This is a genomic window from Photobacterium japonica (assembly GCF_050337005.1).
GTDB classification, from domain to species: Bacteria; Pseudomonadota; Gammaproteobacteria; order Enterobacterales; family Vibrionaceae; genus Photobacterium; species Photobacterium japonica.
The window spans coordinates 12,924-33,954 of the sequence record NZ_JAKJSN010000057.1 but is presented as its reverse complement, the minus strand read 5'-3'; the positions used below and the strand labels follow the sequence as shown (position 1 = coordinate 33,954).

Below are 21,031 nucleotides of genomic sequence, written 5' to 3'. Positions count from 1 at the left end.
GGTTATACATAATATCAATACGCACAACCTAATCGAATCTATTTGACCATCGTTCAAGTAGTTCTCCCAAATTTTCAATGTTCCATTTTCTATTTAAATTTGAATCAGGAAGGTCATTAATARGAACAAACACAGCATTTAGCGAATCTTTAAAATCCACCCAATCATAAGTTTCAATTACCCTTAATAAATATGTCATATCAACATGAATAACACCAACCAGAGAAAGAATCTTATCAATTAATGGCCTTATTTCTTCTTTCGCAGTTAATGTCAAGTTACCTCCAACTTCACCACGCCGATTAAACTCCCTCTCCGCATATCTCATGTGATATTTTAAACACGATGTTAGCATATCGTTAAATACATCATCCTGCTGTGAATCAAATCTATTGGGAGAAATAATACACTCTAAATATAAATCGTTATCAATGTAGAAAGAAAAATAATCGATACCATTTTTCACTCCCCAAGCGGAGAGTACTTTTGATGCTTCGATTGAAATGAGAATGTTTATTTCATTTTTTTCAAATGTAATCAAATTAATGAGTTCTTTAACTCGTATTTGAGATATATCTTCATCCTCACAATCTAGAACATCATCAATATCACTAATTAAATTACCATTACGATCATGATGACAATAAAGAATATTGTATACCGACTCCCCTAAAATACTTTTAATCCCACTCATTCAGCCACCTTTTTAATATACTTTTTATGAATGCAACCTTTTATCAAGCATTCATTATCTCTTATTGCATGCTCTAAATATACCGTTGCTCGCATAAGCTTGTCTAAATTTTTAGGACTTGAATGTGCATTATATCGCTCTTGAGCTTTAGTTATTTCCTTTTTCAACTCACTCTGGACTCTCTCTGGCGTCACAATTTCAACATCATGAACTTTACCAATATCTATATCAACTTGAAGTTTTTCCGTATCAATTACTATCCGCTCCTTACCATAATACTTTGCTTCAACTCCATCTGAAATCGCTGTTGTTGATGTATACTGGCTGTTACTCTTCGCTGGCTCTGAACCTCTAATATGTTGTTGAATTGTAATTTCACCAGAAGGGTTCGCGGGACTTAAATAGTCTCCTTTAATATAGGATTTTCTATATCCTTTTCCATTTAATTCAGATTCAAAATAATCATCATAACGCACTACACTAACAGGTATAATATTTGACCTGTTTGTATTTTCTAGAACCTTATCCGCCCATTTTCCTGGAATCGCTGTTACCGCCATCATCCCCAGACCTTCTAAAGAAGGGTTTGAAATAAAGTCTTTTGCTGCTTGTGCGGTATCAATTACGCCTTCAGCAAGCATTGACGCAGGATCTATATTTACTGGAGTAATACCTTGTGAAGCAGGATTAGCAATCGCCTCCGCCAAATCGAAACTCGGCACCTCAACCCTCTTTTCTTGCGGTGCTGACACTTGCCTCCCAACTTGAGGAAGACTTTTCGTTTTTCGTTCAGGAGGCGTCGCCATCATGGCCTGCGTTTGGGGCGCTGGGCTTGACGCTGGAATATGGGTTCTACTTCCTTGGGGCGGTGGAGGGATAAAGTTGTCAACGAGATACACAAGCAATTCACCCTGCGTCATCCTGTCGCTTAACTCTTCAATCATGCCCTGCTTAGGAATATGGTGCTGAAGTGGCTTATAACATAGACGGTGGTACAACATGGGGAGATCAAAAGGGTATCCCCAGCGAGTACTGTGACTTTGAAGTAAATGCTTAGCCCAATATTTATTTTGGTATTGCATTAACGGGGATTGTTCGCCAATGTTCATTCTTCGATGGCGGGGAGTGATGAGGTAGCAGCGACCTAACCCATCAATGATCCGTATCCGATAGAATTTAGCTTCAGCAATGGGATCGCCAAAAAGTGCCAACGTTGCTCCTCGCCCCGCCACACATAAAAAAACCGCCCTCGCGGGCGGTTTTGGTTTCGGTGTCATGGCACCGTTTTATTGACTGACTTTTCTCTTATCAAGCACGGTACCTGACGGTACCCACGGGGAGTTGTCGTTCCCTGACATGACTCCCCGCCAACATGCCGTGGCTTGCTTAGGCTTTGGCTTCGAGTGCATCCGCCTCAGCAGCTTCTTGCTCTAGACGTGCACGCATCAGCTCGTCAAACAACTTACGGGCTTCTTGCGCTTGTTCAGACGCTTGCAGTTTGTGTTCTTTGGCGGCCATGGCTTCATCGGTCAAACGCTTGATTTCGTCTAACTGATCTTGTGGCGCATCACCCAGCTCCATGCCAGACTCCCCTTTCGACAAGGCCGTGGCACGAATGGTTTTCTTTAAATCCCAAATCGCGTTCAGTTTCTCACGCTCTTCTTCCGCCGCTGCAACCGCTTCGTCTTTCAGGCGTTCAAACTTGGCCATCGCCACGCCTTCTTTTGACCATGGATCAACATCTGGGAATTCTTCAATGTTAATCACCGGATCGATGTAGCCGTCTTGGTGTGCCAAGTCGAGCGTGGCGGCTTTCACACCCGAGATCATGAGCATCACCGAAATCACCAGCAACGGTAAACCACCCACAATCGCAGCGGTCTGCAACGTCGCCAAGCCGCCCATGAACATCAGAATCGATGGCATGATGGACAAGGTAAAGGCCCAGAACAGACGGTTCCAACGCAATGGATCTTCCGTTACGTTGTTCTGTACCACCGACGCCAGAATGAACGAGATCGAGTCAAACGTGGTGGCGGTAAAGATAATACATAGAATCGTAAACACCGCGATGACCATGGTGCTCATCGGTAGCTGTTCAAGGATAGAGAAAATGGCACGGGTTGGGCCTTCGCTATTCAAAATGCCGACCACATCAAGCTGGCCAGAAAGCTGTAGCGACAACCCGTAGTTACCCAAAATCATGAAGTACAGGGCACAACCCATTGAGCCAAAGAAGATAGCCCCTGACACCATCTGCTTGATCGTACGACCACGCGAAATACGTGCCACGAATAAGCCCATGCTTGGCGCAAACACAAGCCACCATGCCCAGTAGAAAATGGTCCAATCTTGCGGGAAGTGGGTATCTTCAAAGGTGCCATAGCCACCAAACGGTTCAGCCCATGTCGCCATCACGAAGAAGTTAGACAGCATACGACCCAAAGAATCCAAACCGGTTTCCAGCATGAACAAGGTTGGGCCCGCCACCAAGACGAACGCCAACAGACCGAGTGCACCCCAGAAGTTGATGTTACTGAGCACCTTGATCCCTTCATCCATCCCTTTATAGGAAGAGTAAGCGAACAATGCCGTACACAACAACAACACGCCGATTTGAGTCGTGGTGGTAGAGGGAACATCAAACAGGTAGCTGATCCCTTCGTTGATCAACGGGGCAGCTAAACCCAATGTGGTCGCGGCACCGCCCAACAAACCAAAGATGAACAAGATATCGATAACCTTGCCCCACTTACCGTGGCTGCGCGCTTCACCGATCACCGGCATCAACGCGGCTGACACTTTCAATACAGGCTGTTTACGCACATAGAAAAAGTAGGCAATAGGAATCGCGGGGATCATGTAAATAGACCACGCTACCGGCCCCCAGTGGAAAATACCGTAAGTGGCAGCCCAACGTACCGCCTCTTCACTGCCCGGTGCGAGCTGGAATGGCGGGCTTTGGTAGTAATAGGCCCACTCGATAGTCCCCCAGTACAGAATACTGGCACCGATACCACCACAAAACAGCATGGCTGCCCATGAACCGGTTTTGAACTCTGGCTTTTCATCCGCATCACCCAGTTTGATCTGGCCAATATCGGAGAAAACGATGTAGATCATAAAAAAGRAGGCGCCGATACCTAACGCTAAATAGAGGAAACCGAGCTTGTCGGTCATAAAGGTTTTGGCGACGGCGATCCACTTAGCGCCTTCTTCTGGGAATAACATCAGCGGGATTATGACGGAAAACAGTAATCCCAGCGCCCCAAAGAAAGTGGGCTTATCGATCAATTCGAAGTGTTTTTTTAGCAACACGTTAACTCCTATGTTTACATTTTGCTTCCTGTGCGTAATGCGATGATCACAGGTATTAACAATTTCTCAAAATTAATCTTCTAATGGTAACGATAAAGAAAGTTTATTATCCACTCACTTTGTACACTATCCCTATATAATACTTGTGTTGCTGAACTTGGCTGTTATGATGGCGCAGCAAGCCCTTAATCAGTAGAGGCGCGCTGCCTATCAGTAACCGTGCGGAGGATGATCCCGATGATGCCGGAGAAAGGAGTCAGCGCCGAAGTGACTGCAGTTATCACACTCAGTCGCTGGGTCTGTGTCAAATAGGCACAGAACTGCCATAGTATTTTTCCTATGGAGCGCTACCTGAAGGGGTAACAAGTCTTTGTCATTCCTTCAGACGTCTTCGTTACACCTCTTTTCGGTAGATCTCCACCTTGATGTTGTAGGTGTTGAGATTATGATCCTCACAAATTTTTCAGACTCTTTATTGTCTGTCGTTCCGCCACTTCTGGCGGTCATTTTGGCAGTCACGACCCGTCGCGTTCTGCTTTCACTCGGTGCCGGTATTGTTGCGGGCGCACTGATGCTAAACCACTATTCCCCACTAGCCACCGCTCACTATTTATTCAATAAAGTGCTTCACATTGTATGGGCTGACGGCAGCTTAAACAGTGACAACGCCAATATGATCATTTTCATGTTGTTGTTGGGCGCGTTGATCAGCTTAATGAGCGTATCAGGGGCGACCCAAGCGTTCGCCGATTGGGCTTCTGTGCGTTGTAAAGATCGCCGCAGTGCCAAATCCCTGACCGGCCTGATGGTGTTCATTTTCTTTATCGACGACTTTTTCCATAGCCTGTCTGTTGGCGCAATCTGCCGCCCTGTGACTGATCGCTTCCAAATATCCCGGGCAAAACTGGCCTATCTGCTGGACTCCACCGCGGCACCTGTGTGTGTATTGATGCCTATCTCGTCATGGGGTGCGTACATCATCGCCCTGGTTGGCGGTATCATGGTGGCACACAACGTGACTGACCAGAGCCCCATTTCCGCGTTCGTAGAAATGATCCCGATGAACCTGTACGCGGTGTTTACACTCGTGATGGTACTGTGTGTGATCGCGTTCCAGTTGGATATCGGCCCAATGCGCAAGCACGAAGAATGGGCCCTAGAAGGCAAACTGTGGGATGAATCTCGCGGCCGTCCAACGGGCTTGGATATCGAAACCCCAGAAAACAGCAACGGCGGCATGATCGACATGGTGCTGCCTATTCTGACGTTGACCTTGGCTACCGTGTTTTTCATGGTGCAATCCGGCGCGGCGGTACTGGCGACGAAAGGGGTCGATTTCAGTTTGATCGGCGCGATTGAACACACGAACGTAGGCTCATCTCTGGTTTACGGCGCCATCTGTAGTTTGGTGGTGTCTGTGGCACTGGCGCTACGCTTGAAGCTGAGCGCGAAAATCTGGATGCAAGCCGCGCCACAAGGTATCAGTGCGATGATGCCTGCGATTGTGATCCTGTTCTTTGCATGGACCATCGGTGCGGTTGTGCGTGACATGAAAACCGGTATGTACCTGGCGTCAATGGCGAACGGTAACATCCCTGTTGAACTGCTACCTGCTGTTGTCTTTGTGCTGTCGTGTGCGATGGCGTTTGCGACCGGCACCAGCTGGGGTACCTTCGGTATCATGCTACCGTTGGCCGGTGACATTGCAGCAGCGAGTGACATTCAGATGCTACTCCCAATGCTTGCTGCGGTATTAGCAGGCGCAGTATTCGGCGACCACAGTTCACCGATTTCAAGCACCAGTATTCTGTCGGCGACTGGCGCAGGCTGTCACCACATGGATCACGTACTGACTCAGCTACCGTATGCGACCTCTGTGGCGTTCGGTGCCCTACTGGGTTACGTAGCGATTGGTTACACCCATTCAGCGTGGATTGGTGTGGCAGTGAGCGGCGCATGGTTCGTGCTGTTCTGCTTGTTTGCGATGCGCAAAAACCAACCCATTATGGCAACGGCCAAAGCGCAGTGAACCGTCAGTAAGCAAGAACGCAAGTAAGTAACCACTTACATAAAACACATCAAGCACCTTCGGGTGCTTGATGTGTTTTTGGGGCGGAATTGTTCGATACATCGTTATTCTCCCATCAAACACCCTAACGCCGTTATCGAGCATTTTAACAGGCTCGAATGATTCATTATTGACTACGGTGGATATAAAAATCACCCTTCGTGTTGCTGATCGTTCTTTTCATAATGCGTTTCTATATGAAGTAGCTGAGCCTTTAAGTCAACACCCCCACCATAGCCAATAAGCTTTCCCGTCGCGCCTATTATCCGATGGCAAGGAATCATAATCGATATAGGATTATTACGATTTGCGCTCCCTATCGCTTGGTATCCTCCTTTCATCCCTAATTGTTGGGCAATATCCTTATAGGAAGAGGTATGGGCATATGGCACCTCTCTAACTTGATGCCACACTTTTTTTTGAAACTCAGTGCCTCGTAAATCTAGCCCAACGGAAAAATCTTTCCTTTTTCCGTCAAGATAGTCACTGATCTCATCCTTTGCCTGCTCAATATGCACATTTTTTGTGTTTCTTTTATATGTCTTATACGGTAAAAAATGCTCCTGTCCCGGCAAATACAATCCGGTAAGCCCCTGCCCACTCGCTGTGAATGTAATCATCCCCAATTTACTCTGCAGTACATCTAAGCACATGATTTAATTCCTCTCTTGATATCTATCCCTTTTGATGTGGTTTTAAACTCTTTTATTGAATTCATAGAGCCCTACAGGCTTGCGCTAGCAAACAATACACCACCGACTCATTGTCAATGTTAATTACTCACTCAAAAACTCAGAACGCCCCTTGTGTTCATAACACCGTGAGCACAGATATAACGCTTGTTGACTATCCATTAGTATCACCACAAGCGCCGCTATTTAGCCGTGTTAATACATCCCAATATGACGGAAGCTAAATAATGCAACGCCATACACAATGCATTTCTAACGTATCTCTCGAAATCAATCATGTGATCTTCCACCAACTTAAATGTCGTTTATTACAGTATTCTCACACGACTTGCGCTTTAGAACATTCGGAATAAGTAGCCAACAGATATCAAATTTTTAACTTTCAGCACTGCCTTAGTTATGCGTTAGCATGTGGTAAGCCATAACTAAGGCAGCAACCTCTGTTCATACCAGCACAGGATTGACGACGCTTAGCTCTTTCACCAAAAAGTCTAACCAGGCTCTAACGTGAGGCTTGGGGTACTCCATACCTTTGTATATTGCATAAATTTCACCACTACCCGTCTCAGAAGAATGCGTGACCCAATGCGGTAAAACCTCGACTAACTGCTGAGATTTCAAATACGGCTCAACCATCCATGTCGACAGTAACAGTACGCCTGAACTGCTAAGGGCAGCACTCAACAACGGTGAACCGCCCTTAGAAACTAAATTACCCTTGACCGGAATTCGACGTACTTCTGCGCCGTTTGAACAATAAAAATAATACCGCTTTCGCCCCTGGCCAATGAGCAAACAATTGTGAGACTGAATATCTTCCGGCTGTTTAATCTCAGCATGTGTAGCTATATATTCCGGTGTCGCAACCAATGACGTGAGGTTCGTCATTAATCGACGCGCCTTGAGGTTACTGTCTTGTGGTGTGCCGATACGAATGGCGACATCAATGTTCTCACTGTTTAAATCGACCAAGTTATTATCGAGATCGATTTCAACCGTCACTTTGGGGTATTGCGCTAAGAAGCGAGGCAAGAGTGGGGCTAACACTAAGTTACCAAAGCTTTCAAACACAGAAATACGCAACACCCCTTGCGGTTCAGCCCGCTCTCCTTTCATTTCAGAGATAAGCTTATTGGCATCAAACAGTATTTTTGTCGCTTGATGGTAAAAATACTCACCTTCTTCTGTTAAAGAGACACTCCGTGTACTCCGTCTAAACAACGTTGATTGTAACGTGTGCTCTAGATTATCGATGGATCGCGAAACCGAAGACGGTGCCATATTCAGTACTTTCCCCGCTTTAGAAAAACTCCCAGACTCAACAACCTGAGCTAAAATTTTAATTTGATTTAACATTTCTCACCTTTGCATATTTCACAAAACTCATTTCATTTTTAGTGGGATTCTTATCGCCTTTATTTTAGCGCACAATGCTTCCTGTCGATAAGACGTACTAACCGCATTGAGGATAACATTATGAACAACCGCATTGATATTGCACAAACCCAACCACAAGCACTTAAAGCCATGTTAGGTATAGAGAATTACCTTTCAACGACAGCGTTATCTGCTGAATTAAAAGAGCTTATCAAGCTGAGAGCATCGATGATTAACCAGTGTGCATATTGTATCGAAATGCACTCGAAGGAAGCGTTAAAACTGGGCATGGCGCAACAAAAAATCTTTGCGCTTTCTGCATGGAAAGAATCGCCGCGTTTTGATGAGAAAGAACAAGCCCTTCTGCAATTGGTCGATGAAATGACGTTAATTCATCAAGATGGGGTGTCTGAACCCACTTACCAAGCTTGTATTGATCACTTCGGTGAACAAGAAACCGCAGAAGCCATGATGCAAGTTATCATGATCAACGCATGGAATCGCTTTGCTCTTGCCACCAAGATGCATCACTAATAACTGTTATCTCACGGAATAATTGGCTGACTAAAAGGTACCACCATGAAACTTTCTCTTTGCTTACATACTGAAAGAAGTCACGTAAATATTCGTTATGAAGACGCTTACCAACACTTTGTACAGCTCTGTAAGCAAGGAGATCGTAGCGGTTTTCACACCATCTGGACAGGTGAGCACCACGCAATGGATTTTGCAATATCACCGAACCCATTGTTGACCATTGCTGCATTAGCCAGTCAAATTCACACAGCCCGTTTAGGGACAGCCACGATTGTTGCCCCTTTTTGGCACCCGATTCGATTAGCAGGCGAAATTGCATTTACTCACCAAATCACTGACGGTCGCTTAGAGGTTGGGTTATCAAAAGGGGCCTTTCAATATGAATACGATAGACTCAGCGACGGGGTAACCAATTCACAAGCGGGTGACATGCTGCGTGAACAAATCCGCGCGATCCGCGCTTTATGGCAGGGGAATTATCGCCATCACGGAAACCATTGGGCATTTCCAGAAACCTCTGTTGTGCCAACCATTGCTGATGGCGCTCAGCCCCCCCTTTGGATCGCAGCACAAAGCCCAGATACGGTTAAATTTGCTATTGATCACGGTTGCCACGTTCAAATGACGCCGCTTTGGATGGGGATGGAAAAAGTCAAAGAAAGCGTCGCAATATTTAAACAAGCAGCGGAACATGCCACGCATGATGCTAAATTGTTACTGCTTCAACACGCCTACATTGTTGAAAATGAGGAAGAAAAAAAGGTCATTCTTAAGCATTTCAGCCAATACTACAGTGAGTTTGTGGCATGGTTTAATCAAACCAACACTGTCTCGCAAGGAAGGTTACAAGGTGAGGTTGTGGTTCAAACGGGTTTCACTGTGGAGGACTTGGAAAAAAATCTACTGATCGGCACCGCAGAGGAAATATTAGCAACGCTAAAGACATACCAAGCATTAGGGGTGAGCGAATTCGCCCTATGGCTGGCAAACGGGTTAGGTTATGAAAATAATAGCCGTTGTTTAGCGGCATTTTCACAAAGCATTTTGCCGAAATTTCAATAGCTAACCATACATACCATACCGTTTCTAGCCGCCATCTTTTAGGTGAAATAATTATGAATACAGTAGAAATGTTAGGATACCTTTCATCAATAATTGTCGCTCTATCACTGACGATGAAAGACATCATTAAGCTACGCGTCCTTAATTTCATTGGGTGCTCACTGTTTGCAATATACGGGCTCATGATCGATGCTTGGCCGGTTGCAGCCACAAATGGTTTTATTGCGGGTGTGAATATCTATTTCATCGCAAGGATATATTACGATAGCCATACCCAAGAGAATAGTTCTGCCACCGCAGAACAATGAATATCATTACATGGACGTCACCTAGTCAGAGGTTTCGCCCTTTAAAAACAAAACAATTTAGGCTAAAAATGAAATAGCTATATTTGCAATCAATATAAAATATCACTAGGATAGCCTCCTCTTTACACAAGAGTATTAAAAACAATTTATACTCAACCGAAGTAATAAATCCAAGTCATTCAAATGTGCGTTTCATCGGGAATAGAATGGCTTAACAAAAGCCAATGTTATTATTCCCACGCACCAATAACTGATAATAAAAAGAATATTAAAAATCAATTCGATATAGATAGCTGCATACATTTCGTTTTATCCCTGCTGATAATCGAGCATAATCACAGCTATATTTATTCTTTTTAAAGGTAATCGATTATATTCATTGAATGTAATGAATATATCAATGAGTGTCATTTCATAAAATCTACAAATGACAAGTATGCGCAGTTTTTCATTCAGAGTGCAAACATGTAGAAACGGTTGAGTTCATTTATATTACTGGAGGTTCAATGCCACAAGGTCTAATGTTAACAGACTTAGCAATTGCAGGTTTTTTATTATTGGTTGCGAAAATCCTACGTGTTCATTTGACGCTATTACAGCGACTTTATCTTCCTTCAGCGGTGTTGGCTGGATTATTAGGTTTGATTTTTGGTCCTGCATTATTGGATGTGTTGCCATGGACGAGCACATTCACTGCGAATGCCGGCCTTTTAACCGCCGCATTATTTTCAGCGCTGGGTTTAGCCACTGATATACCATCCCCCAAAGTAGTCGCCCAGCGGGCTGGATCGTTATGGGCATTCAACCAAATAGCATCTGTTTCTCAATGGCTATTTGCGGCTATATTTGGGTTATTTCTTACCACTTGGGTATGGCCAGATCTTAACCCGGCTTTTGGTGTAACACTGTCATCAGGGTTTATGGGAGGCCACGGTTCAGCAACCGTGGTTGGAGATATATTAACAAAACTCGGTTGGGAAGACGGGTTCACGCTAGGGTTAACCTTCGCAACTGTCGGTATATTCCTTTCTATTTCTATTGGAATGTTACTCCTTCAATTTGCATTAAAAATGGGATGGATTAGCACTTTTGTCACATTTTCAAACATGGATGAATATCAACGAAAAGGACTCATTAATCCTGCAGAACAAAAAGCCGTAATGAATGACACTATGTCATCTCTTTCTGTTGACTCTTTTGCCATTCATGCAGCCTTAGTCGTTCTTGTTACCGTTTTTTCTTATCTTTCAGCCGATTACTTATCATCTTTTTTTGACAAAGTACAAATACCTACCTTTGTTACCGGTTTTCTTTCCGGAATGCTGGTACGAATGGTAACCAAACGAACCCAAGCTGATAAATATCTATGCGATACCACATTCAATCATGCCGCTGGCATCAGCACAGATTATCTGATTATCTTTGGTATATCCGCTATTAAAATTACTGTTCTTTCTCAATACTTACTACCTATGGTTGTATTAGCATTCGGCGGAGTCTGCTTTACACTTTGGCTAATACTGTGGGTTGCCCCACGAATTTTAGGGAAAGGTTGGTTTGAAAAAGGTTTATTTTCATGGGGATGGTTAACAGGGACGGTCGCAATGGGTATTGCTTTACTCCGTATTGTTGACTCAAAAATGAAAGGAAATATTCTTGATGACTATGCGATTGCGTATGTACCCGGTTCAATCACTGATATTTTCATTATTTCATTAATGCCCATTGCGATGTATAACGGACTTCACTGGCAAGCCTTGGGGATAGGATTACTATATATTCTCGCCGTACTTTTTGTTTGGCGGTTTATTTTAAACCGAGCCCCCTGTACAAACTGATTTATTGGGTTGTTAATCGTGAGGAGAGGTATGACACAGATCAGTGGCACCATACAAACACTGCTGAATGATGGTGATAAACGGACACGTCTTGCTGCGCTTACTCAACGACGGCGGGAGAGCACTCCAGATGAGGCCTATGCCATCGGAGACTTTTATTTTGGTGCCTATGAAACGGAATGGGTCTCTCCTTACACGAAATCAGCGTCCAATTTACACGCAACGGTGATGGTGTTGTTGCAAGATTGGGCATCTAACGACTACCTGGCTCAAGTATTCAGACCTGCGTTAGCGTCATTGGGATTAGATCCTAAGTTACCGACGTCGCAACACTTAAATATGCTTCTCAGGCGCCACCTTGGGCTGGCACTGAATGATACCTATGCGACGAATGTGTATCCCTTTATTAAAAAAGGATCATTATCGGCCGCAATGACATGGCGAGGAATACTTGAGGGTGCTAGGCGATATGCATTGCCCCAAATACAGATCATCGCCCCAAAAATCGTGATTTGCTTAGGGCTTAATGTGTTCAACGCGATATCAGTCGCTAATGGTGGCGTGCGCTACAAACGGCTAGAAGCGGCTATTACCACTCCTTTTTGCCTTGCTTTAGAAAATGGACACTGTTGCTATGTGTTTGCACAAGCACACACAGGCTTCCATGGGCAAACGTCTCGAAATCGCATAACACGTCAACAAGTCGATCTGGATTGGGCATCGATGATCACCCACTTACCCAATATAATGACGTAATCTCATAAAAGGTCGCACTGTTTAAAAGTGCGACCTTTTACGATCATAATGTGTCTTCTCACACATTCTGCGCGTTAACGACGCCCCATGATACGTAAGATACGCAAGAACAAGTTGATGATATCCATATAGAGCGCGGCGGCACTGTCGACCGCGTTATCCAGCGTTTTCGGGATCTGGTTTGCCCTTCCCCAGTCATAGCCAATATACCCGCAGAAGATGATCACTACCGCCCAATCGGTCCATGCCTGGCGGATCCCCAACACAAAGATCTGAAACAACTCCACCAGCAACACAATCAACAGTGAGATACACAAAGTCCCGATAATGCGCTTGAAGAACTGCGGAAAAAGCGTCCCTAACACCATCATGCAGCCAGTCACGAACCCCGTCACCTTGATCGCGTCCAACACTAAATTAGGATCATAGCGCGATACCACCACATTGATGATGAGACCAAACGGCACCACGACAAAGTTATAGCCGATGAAACTCACAACAGGGTTGTCTGACGACCGGAACAGGTACACCCCAAAGAAGCAACTGGCGAAATAACCGATGATAAAGACCCACGGCGAAACGGATAACACCGCTTCTACCGGGATAAATAACACCATTAGCCAATTCACGAAAAAGCCCCAACACAGCACCATGCCAATAGTGAAGTTATACAGGCCATCACTGATCACGGGATCATCGGTTTCAGTCCGATCAAAAACATTCGACTCCATCATCGCGTGTGTTCTCCTTAACAATGCGAAAGATATGTCGAAATGTTACCACCGTGAGCTGTATGATTTTCAACCAGCGCTCAGTTATCATGGCTACATTTTTGATTTGGGAGATGAGGCGCAAAAGAGGCGTAATACACCAAACGCCTTTTGGCCTTGATGCATTGTGAAGCAGTCAGATCACAAAAACGTCTCAATCAGGATCTCGTCAATGTAACGATCGCCAATCTTGCCGTGCTTCTTAGCGGTACCCACAATTTCAAAGCCTTGACGCAAGTAAACCGCTAACGCGCGTTCATTGTCTGCGCGCACATACGCGAACAGTTTCTCGTAACCTTTTTGCTTGGCCACTTCAATCGTCGCGGCAAACAGTTGCTTGCCCACCCCTTGGCCACGGCTGTCCGCATCCACGAACGTGCCTATGATACCGACATGATCAAACGCTTTCGTGTACGACGCAAACGGCTCGACGTTTTGGAAACCCAGTACTTTTCCTGCTTCATTGGTGGCCACCTGAAACACACCGCGCTCAGGGAAGTCTTGAATAAAGGCCACCTCTTCCTCTGCCGTGAACGTGCAATCCAAGATCGTGTATAACCCTTCGGTGATAATCGGGTTAAGCACGTCAGTGATCCCTTGGGCATCGTTGACGGTGGCAGCTCTGACAATCACACTCATTGTTTACTCTCTTATCATTGTATGACTTATTGTAAGTTTGGCGCCGAGTATAATGACATTCCAACGCGTTAAGTAGCACATTATTACAGCGGTATCAGGCAACCTCATGGCCAGCGCTCTGCGCTCCCCCTAAAACGTTTTTTGCTGTGCCAGATACTGCGCCATGGCACGGATCTCATCATCGCTAAACGGTTGCATGGCCACTTCCATTGGCACGTACAAACCGTTTTTACGGCGTTTGGCTTTGTAGTCAATCATCTGGTTATACAGATAGATTTCTGACTGACCGCCGATTTTTGGGTACATCGGGATCACCGGACCGTTTCCGGCTTCGCCGTGACACTGAATACAGCCGCCCCGCCCCGGATTTTTATACAATTGCTCACCCGATTCACTGGCATTACCCGCAGCGAAAGCGGATGAAACGCCGCCCACCGCGAGCATGCTCAGCACAATCCCCATTCGCACATATCGCCCCATTATTCCTTCCTCTTCTGTCTATCCGTTCTGATTATTCGCGTACTTGCTGTGTGGCTGTGCTCAGGCAGACCAGCCAATCCGTTAATACCTGCGGGTCGGTATGCAGATACCCGTCTGCGCGATAACGCGCCGTGCCGTTAACCGTGACCGCGGTGGCGGGCAGCCCTTTAAACCCCAATTGGCGTACGGCGTTAAAATCGTCAATGAACGCGGTACCCAATACGGCCACATCCAATTTTTCGAACGTGGCGGTTATCGCGGGCATATTGTCACCCACATGCACCGTTTCTATTGCGACGATAGGCATAGCAATAGCAGTCATCGAAACCACTGACTGAGTACTCACTAACGCTTGCTTGAGACTGGCCAGCATCGGCAGTTCTTTGCGGCACGGCGGGCACCATATGGCCCAGTAATTCACGAGTGTCACTGGCGTGTTATTCACAGCGACAAACACCGACGCTGGCAAGGCCGCTTTTATTCCCTCAAGGGGAGCATTAATGGCCACAAAGGGCGCCGGTACCGCACACTGCGATACCGCTTGATCGGCCAATGCCGGTGACGCGCAAGCAGCACTGAGTACCAGCAGGCCGATACGCCATCTCGCTCCCACACGCTTTAGTCTCACGGGATTTCCCTCGCGATCTGCGCGGCCATTTTTTCGGGACCATCACCGTAGCCGTACACATCAATCAGTTCACGGTCCGGCCCGTACAGGTACATGTAGGTGGAGTGGAACACTTCATACAGTGCCGGCAATGGCGGGTACACCGGTTTGCCATCACGGGAATAGCCATACGTGCTTTTCAGAGCCTTGGCGACCGCTTGGGTTTGTGCGTCAGTGCCTACTAACCCGACCAAGTCAGGGTGGAAATACCCTACGTATTGAGACAGGTTCGAGGCCGTATCACGGTGCGGATCAATCGAGATAAACAGGGGGACCACCTGCTTGGCCTTGTCGCCCAAGCGGGTCATCACACCGGCCATGTCCATCGCCGTGGTCGGGCAAATTTCCGGACACGAGGTATAGCCGATGGCAATGAACAGGTATTTATCCGGCCACTGCGTTTCTGTTACCTCCCCCATCGTCGCTTCGTTGAGGGTAAAACGCAGCGGCGCGGCGTGCGCTGGCGATACTGTGCCCATCACTGTCATGACGAGCCCGGCAAACATTCCCACCATCCCCCCCATTGCGCGGCCTTTACACCATCGGCTTTGCGTTCCCTTGTCTGTGTGTTGCATCATCATTTTCCTTATTAACTGGCTGCTGGCTGTGACTTAGTGACAGATGGTATTGGTCAAGCCCATTGCGATCAGATGCGGGGCTTTCAAGCCCGTGTCTAGCGCAGGCAACAAACGTTCTTTTCGCAAATCGACCACCAGCAAATGGCTGTTATCGCCTTGGGTCGCAAACAGGGTTTTAGAATCGGCCACCACCACGACATCCCCTAGCGGTGCCGCCAGCGGAAAGTGCTTAGCTTCGTCTTTACTGGTCAGGTTGAAAATATTCAGCCCACTTTGGGTGGCGACCACACCAATACTTTCCAACCAACCCGTGCGAATTTCGGTGGTAGTATCTTTAACGTCGATGGTTTTCACGGTTTGGCCAGTCCAGGTATTGACCACCAACCCTTGGCCGTTCTGCGCCGCTAAAATCATGTGTTCACTGTCAGAACTCACATACGGACGCCACGGGGTAGACTGTAGCGGAATGCGAGCAGATTCCTGCCCCATAAACAGATCCCACACACTGACGGTGTTATTGGCCAAATCCCCCACCATCACCAAACGGGCATCCGGTGAAAGCGTCACTTCTGAGACGTTGCCACCGCTACCCAGTTGGATCTCCGTGATCGCTTCATCATGCACCCGCCAGATTTTGGTTTTGCCGCTGGTTTGATCGGTGATGTAGAGGTTGTAGCCGCCGGTATCGAAGTTGAAGCTATACGGCATAGCGAGGTGGGGAATCGTTTCAAGGTAGGTTTTAGTGAGCGGCGCAAGCATCACCAGTTTATTTTCCAGCGCCACCGCCACACGGGCACCATCTGGGGCAACGGCCAATGCATGCGGAATGCTCTCGACCGCCATGGCCCAGTGGGTTTTCTCGACCAGATCATAAATGTAGACCTGTGGTGTTTTGCCGTCGATATAGAGCAGCATGTCTTGTACATCCGACACTTCCATCATAGTCGGCACGGCTTTTAAGGTTAGGGTATCAATGTGCTTGTGATAAAAGGTATCGACCACCGCCACGCGGGGGGAATGTTTATCGGTCACGAACGCCCAGCGGGCACCGTCATCATAACGCCCAGGTTCATCGGCCTGACAAACACTGGTCAGTAACTGGGTACATAACAAAGCGCCGGTGAGCAGAGAGTTAAAAACAACCGGTCTCACGGTGGATTTAAAAGCGACAGATGTCAGCGCCATTGCGCGAAAAAGAACGGAGGTTAATACAGTCATACGATCTCCTGTGCCCCCATGAAGGAGGCACTGAATTAAGGTAGGAAAAAGAAGATTACGGGTTACGGATACAACGGGCGTAGAATTCCACGTCCTTACTCATCCCCAGACCGGATCCGATCTGGTAACCCTGTGCCCAGCCTTTATTACCGGTATCGGTACGGTGATCGAGCATCTCTGGGGTTTGATCTTTCTTACGCGGTGGTAGCGGACGCACAAACAGCGTTGGTCCCGGCAAGTCAGTGGTGTTACTCCAGAAGAAGTATTTAATTGGCGTATTGGGGAAGAATTCTTCATCAATCGCTGGCGAAGTCTTGTTGTAGTTCACAATCGAGACCAACTCTTTGATGTTCGGCAAGCGCCAATCTTCATAACCCGCGTAGTCCAAGTTTTCACAGTAATCGATCGAGTCCAGCCAATTACGGCGCTTGTAATCGATGTTCTGCTGCCACATACGATCCGTGACTTTCTCGGTGACAGTGCCGTCTTTGTTATCGACGTAACGCATGTTGTGGTACGCCGCGCCATTATCCGCACGCACACAACGCACCAACTTGGTGGACGCCGTGTGCTGACCCATGATGTGCCCTTCAGGGAAACCAATGTGCCAAGCGTGATCCGGGTGGTCACTCACCGGGAAACCCCACACCCCCGAACTCAGACGTGGCATGTTCAAGAAGGCATCGGTATTGATTGCCGGGCGGAATTCACCCAGATCCGCAATACTCTGCAGCTCTTTCATCAACGGATAACGCCAGTCGTCATAGCCATCCAGTGACAAGTTCTCACAGTAGGCTTCACCTTCTACGGCGGTCATCCAGATACGGGAAGAATCGCGTTCCCACATCAGCTGGGTATTATCATCAATCACCACTTTGCCGGATGGGCTGATGGTGTAGCTCATCGGGTTTTTCGGGTAATCGATGTCTTCGCCGTGCTTGTCGATGAAGTTCTGAACCTGACCGGTATCAGGCAGTTTGAACCCTTCCACCGGTGGCATGCCTTTACCGGTAATGAATTCACGACGGGCAATCGGGGTGTAGAACATACCCGTGACATACGCCACGATGTCAGCGTAATCGTCTTCGCTGTGCATTTTGGCAAACGGTGCCATGATGGCGGCTTGGCGGTTGGTGCGCTTGCCGTCACGGTAGGCGGTCATCTGCTCAAACACATACGCGGGCATCTGGCCTTTCAGCGGCGGGTAAGCAGGATTGGTGCTGGCACCCTGCTCGCCATGACACATCTTGCAGCTCGCGTCATACTTCTGCTTACCGCGGGCATAGGCGTCACTTTCAACTACGTCTTTACGCGGGTTCCATTTCATTTGGCGTTCACTGAGCACCAAGGAGAAATCCGCAATTTCTTTTGGCGGAATGGTATAAACGTACTCTTTCATCTGGGAGGAGACGCCCGCCTGACGCTCCATGTCCATGTCCACAAACTGATCATAGAAATATTGCGGATCAAAGCCTTCCAACTTCGGGCTCAGGGTCTCCGGTACTTCTTCCACCGCTGGGCGGTGACAGCCTAAGTAACACGCATAAATGTTGCGGTTCGCGACTTGGCGTTCTTGTGGGGTTAAATCCGCCGGGGTACGGCGAATGGTGTAATCTTCGTAGCCGTTATCGATGTCCGTCACTGGGGTGGCAGGCGCTGCGATGGCCACGCTGCTCATGCCCATGCTGATACCGGTAAACAGGGCAACCGTCAGGCAACCAGCCAGCACGGACGTATTGAATGACTTATCCATTGTTTTCCACTCCTGAGAACTGTGCCAAATCACGCAATACCGACTCTTCACGCAGACGCATGTCACGCTTCAACCCTGGGTGGGCAATGTCGTAGTGGCAGCTGGCACACTGCCAGGTGCTGTCGGTGTCTTTTCGGGCAAAGGCCAACTGGTGGGTTTGATCAGAAATCGGTGAGTTTTCCGTTGCGACGGCCGCACGTTCTTCTAAGGTGCGGTGACAATTCACACAACCAGAATCAAACACATACTCGGTGCGTTTCGGATGCAGGGCATCGTAGTCCAGCGCATCCATTTGCAATACATATTCCCCCCACAGGTGACGCATGCCCGAGGTGCCTTTCACCCACAGCTCTTCCACCACATTGGACTCAGGCAAGTGGCAAGATACACAGTCGGCCACAAAGCCTTGTGCGTTATTGCCGCCGTGCACACTTTGCTTAAAGGTCTCAGCCATCGGTGTCATGGTGTGACAACCACTACAAAATTCGTTGGTGCTCAGTGCATGCATCACTTCACTGGCAGGCAATGCCGCTAACAAACCCAAGCCTCCCCCGATGGTTAAAATGGCCGCAAACACCGCGCCTTTTACGCTGCGAATGCCTCTGATTAGTTGCTTCATGGCGTCACCTGCTCGGTTTTTTCTGCTGCAATTTGCGCTGAGGTTTTCACTTCCGCCATACAGGTCGCGTTCGGATCAAACGCTAACCACAATTCCACCGGGTAGTGCTCACCGGCTTTCGGGGTTTTCGTCAGATTAAACAGCATGACGTGTTTGCCACCCGGTGCCAGTGACAGGGTTGTATTGGGCTTCACTTGCACTTGCGGAATACGGGTCATGGTCATCACACCCTCCACATGGCTCATGTCATGCAATTCGGTGTAGCCGGTTAAGGCGGGTACGGCTGCACCATAGAGCGCTTCTGGGGCAGGCAAACGCAATGACGCCGTTTCAGCATCCGGTTGATAGTTCACAGTAAAGTACAGGCCGGTTTTATCCGTCCCAGGGGCAGGCTCTCGGATCACACAATCAGTGACCGTGACCGCCGCATGGGCCGACAACCCACTCAGGCCAAGTAAGGCTGAGCAAAGCAAGCGTTTCATGGTTGGCTCCTTGAAGGATGAGGTAAGGCAAAATAAGAAAGAGACGATTCACAAGATCAATGAAAGAGAAACCGCTCTAGAAAGACACGATCAAACCCAAATTGATGTTGTCGCCTTTGGCTGTCGTCGGCTTGTCTTCGCTGTACAGCGCGCCTTCGGCGAACACCGCCAAGTGCTTGTTCAGATCATGACGCACGTTAACTAACCCCAGCACGTCGTTTTCAACGGCTGCGTTGTTCCAATCCGCGTATTGCGCACCTAGGCTGAAAGCGGTTTTTCCATAGGTGTATTTTGCTGACACACCATAGACTTGGCGCTCACCAAACGGCGCGTCATAGTCCAGTTCAGCCACCGCGCCAAAATACAGATCAGCCCACTGATAGCTGGTGGCAATCAAGGTGCGCTGGCTATCGTGCTCAGTGCCGGCCGGTAGCATGACTTTGTCTGTCCAGGAATGGTTCACAACAAGGCTGAAGTTGTCTTGCTTGTAGAGCGCACGCAAACCAATGATGTCGGCATCGTTGTTATTGCTGTCATTCGGGCTTACAACGGCCACTTTGAATTGAAAACCGCCCCACCATGGCGTCATGTAGGCCAACTGGTTAGTGGCATAACGCTTACCACCGAACAGCAGGTTGTCGCTGTGGCGTTCCATGTTGTTGCTTTCAAAGATATCCACCTTGCTATACAGATCCGCCCAGGTTCCTGTGGTCCCCGAACCGATGTATAAGCCCCCCCACGGCGGCAACATGGTGATGATGTTGGCTTCACGCACGATCAGATCGTTATCTTTCGCGGCAGAATGCTCAGATTCCGAGTATTCCGCTTCCAGCTGATAACGCACTTTTAGCTGCTTGTAGCCTAGGTTGCCGATGGCGCCAACTGTCGCTTGGTAGATATCGGTGGTGTAATCCTTGTCTTGGTGCCAAGCGGCTTGCGCACGGATATCACCGTAGATCGTCGGCATCGGCGCACTCAGCGACTCTGCCGGTAACGTGGACTCAGCCGATAAGTAAGGTGCAAAAAGGGCGGCCGGCAGTAATGCCAGCGCAAAAGGGAGGTGTTTATTTTTATTCATATCTCAGCCACAACTTTAAATAGTTTTTCACGGTGGCGAGTATATGAAGAGCGATGGCAAGGGAGAACCAACCGAACGGCATCGCAGCGATGCAGAT

Annotated in this window: 21 protein-coding genes and 1 riboswitch; of the genes, 6 read left to right on the top strand and 15 right to left on the bottom strand. The window is 47.7% G+C overall.

Translation table 11 applies throughout. The features are described 5' to 3' along the window. Positions 1-28: 28 nt before the first annotated feature. From L4C36_RS19235 to L4C36_RS19225, 3 genes are all read right to left on the bottom strand, one after another. Positions 29-694, bottom strand: coding sequence for a hypothetical protein (locus L4C36_RS19235; protein ID WP_428479421.1), 666 nt, complete (start codon positions 692-694; stop codon positions 29-31). Further along, positions 691-1,905, bottom strand: coding sequence for a hypothetical protein (locus L4C36_RS19230; protein WP_428479420.1), 1,215 nt, complete (start codon positions 1,903-1,905; stop codon positions 691-693). Before L4C36_RS19230 ends, L4C36_RS19235 begins: the two co-directional genes overlap by 4 nt. Before the next feature lie 175 nt (positions 1,906-2,080). Further along, on the bottom strand, positions 2,081-4,012 hold the full coding sequence (locus L4C36_RS19225; protein WP_428479419.1) for a BCCT family transporter: 1,932 nt from the start codon (positions 4,010-4,012) through the stop codon (positions 2,081-2,083). A 185-nt stretch (positions 4,013-4,197) separates the two neighbouring features. Further along, positions 4,198-4,370, top strand: a riboswitch (Lysine riboswitch). 87 nt (positions 4,371-4,457) lie between these two features. Between L4C36_RS19225 and L4C36_RS19220 the strand changes: the two genes are divergently transcribed. Beyond that, complete coding sequence (locus L4C36_RS19220) at positions 4,458-6,041, top strand: Na+/H+ antiporter NhaC family protein (RefSeq protein ID WP_428479418.1); 1,584 nt, start codon at positions 4,458-4,460, stop codon at positions 6,039-6,041. 191 nt (positions 6,042-6,232) lie between these two features. Here L4C36_RS19220 and L4C36_RS19215 read toward each other — a convergent pair whose 3' ends face one another. Next, complete coding sequence (locus tag L4C36_RS19215; RefSeq protein ID WP_428479417.1) at positions 6,233-6,733, bottom strand: methylated-DNA--[protein]-cysteine S-methyltransferase; 501 nt, start codon at positions 6,731-6,733, stop codon at positions 6,233-6,235. A gap of 483 nt (positions 6,734-7,216) precedes the next feature. Next, complete coding sequence (locus tag L4C36_RS19210) at positions 7,217-8,128, bottom strand: LysR family transcriptional regulator (protein ID WP_428479416.1); 912 nt, start codon at positions 8,126-8,128, stop codon at positions 7,217-7,219. A gap of 120 nt (positions 8,129-8,248) precedes the next feature. Here L4C36_RS19210 and L4C36_RS19205 point away from each other — a divergent pair, with 120 nt between their 5' ends. The 5 genes from L4C36_RS19205 to L4C36_RS19185 all read left to right on the top strand — a co-directional run bounded on the left by L4C36_RS19205 (position 8,249) and on the right by L4C36_RS19185 (position 12,650). Continuing rightward, a complete protein-coding gene (locus L4C36_RS19205) occupies positions 8,249-8,683 on the top strand; it encodes a carboxymuconolactone decarboxylase family protein (RefSeq protein WP_428479415.1) in 435 nt (144 codons plus the stop codon). 45 nt (positions 8,684-8,728) lie between these two features. Continuing rightward, complete coding sequence (locus tag L4C36_RS19200) at positions 8,729-9,748, top strand: LLM class flavin-dependent oxidoreductase (protein ID WP_428479414.1); 1,020 nt, start codon at positions 8,729-8,731, stop codon at positions 9,746-9,748. A 47-nt stretch (positions 9,749-9,795) separates the two neighbouring features. Continuing rightward, positions 9,796-10,056, top strand: coding sequence for a hypothetical protein (locus L4C36_RS19195; protein ID WP_428479422.1), 261 nt, complete (start codon positions 9,796-9,798; stop codon positions 10,054-10,056). A gap of 506 nt (positions 10,057-10,562) precedes the next feature. Continuing rightward, positions 10,563-11,894, top strand: coding sequence for a sodium/glutamate symporter (locus tag L4C36_RS19190; protein WP_428479413.1), 1,332 nt, complete (start codon positions 10,563-10,565; stop codon positions 11,892-11,894). 30 nt (positions 11,895-11,924) lie between these two features. After that, a complete protein-coding gene (locus L4C36_RS19185) occupies positions 11,925-12,650 on the top strand; it encodes a hypothetical protein (RefSeq protein WP_428479412.1) in 726 nt (241 codons plus the stop codon). A gap of 74 nt (positions 12,651-12,724) precedes the next feature. On the opposite strand, the gene L4C36_RS19180 is transcribed toward L4C36_RS19185, so the two are convergent. The 10 genes from L4C36_RS19180 to L4C36_RS19135 all read right to left on the bottom strand — a co-directional run bounded on the left by L4C36_RS19180 (position 12,725) and on the right by L4C36_RS19135 (position 20,934). Then, on the bottom strand, positions 12,725-13,384 hold the full coding sequence (locus L4C36_RS19180) for a Bax inhibitor-1 family protein (protein WP_428479411.1): 660 nt from the start codon (positions 13,382-13,384) through the stop codon (positions 12,725-12,727). A 177-nt stretch (positions 13,385-13,561) separates the two neighbouring features. Then, positions 13,562-14,059, bottom strand: a complete 498-nt coding sequence (locus tag L4C36_RS19175; RefSeq protein WP_428479410.1) for a GNAT family N-acetyltransferase — start codon at positions 14,057-14,059, stop codon at positions 13,562-13,564. 129 nt (positions 14,060-14,188) lie between these two features. After that, the gene (locus L4C36_RS19170) at positions 14,189-14,539 is read right to left on the bottom strand and encodes a c-type cytochrome (protein WP_428479409.1); all 351 of its coding nucleotides are present in this window, start codon (positions 14,537-14,539) and stop codon (positions 14,189-14,191) included. 31 nt (positions 14,540-14,570) lie between these two features. Then, a complete protein-coding gene (locus L4C36_RS19165; RefSeq protein WP_428479408.1) occupies positions 14,571-15,167 on the bottom strand; it encodes a thioredoxin domain-containing protein in 597 nt (198 codons plus the stop codon). After that, entirely contained in the window at positions 15,164-15,784 is a 621-nt protein-coding gene (locus tag L4C36_RS19160; RefSeq protein ID WP_428479407.1) for an SCO family protein, read from the bottom strand. Before L4C36_RS19160 ends, L4C36_RS19165 begins: the two co-directional genes overlap by 4 nt. 33 nt (positions 15,785-15,817) lie before the next feature. Next, positions 15,818-17,002 carry a YncE family protein gene (locus L4C36_RS19155; protein WP_428479406.1) on the bottom strand — a complete coding sequence of 395 codons (1,185 nt, stop codon included), beginning with the start codon at positions 17,000-17,002 and terminating at the stop codon, positions 15,818-15,820. A 55-nt stretch (positions 17,003-17,057) separates the two neighbouring features. Further along, complete coding sequence (locus L4C36_RS19150; RefSeq protein WP_428479405.1) at positions 17,058-18,755, bottom strand: Lcl domain-containing protein; 1,698 nt, start codon at positions 18,753-18,755, stop codon at positions 17,058-17,060. Continuing rightward, the gene (locus L4C36_RS19145) at positions 18,748-19,374 is read right to left on the bottom strand and encodes a cytochrome c3 family protein (RefSeq protein ID WP_428479404.1); all 627 of its coding nucleotides are present in this window, start codon (positions 19,372-19,374) and stop codon (positions 18,748-18,750) included. The genes L4C36_RS19150 and L4C36_RS19145 overlap by 8 nt, the downstream gene beginning before the upstream one ends. Continuing rightward, a complete protein-coding gene (locus tag L4C36_RS19140) occupies positions 19,371-19,856 on the bottom strand; it encodes a copper chaperone PCu(A)C (RefSeq protein ID WP_428479403.1) in 486 nt (161 codons plus the stop codon). Before L4C36_RS19140 ends, L4C36_RS19145 begins: the two co-directional genes overlap by 4 nt. 76 nt (positions 19,857-19,932) lie before the next feature. Further along, positions 19,933-20,934 (bottom strand): porin, encoded by a 1,002-nt coding sequence (locus tag L4C36_RS19135; protein ID WP_428479402.1) that lies wholly within the window; start codon positions 20,932-20,934, stop codon positions 19,933-19,935. Positions 20,935-21,031 lie beyond the last annotated feature (97 nt).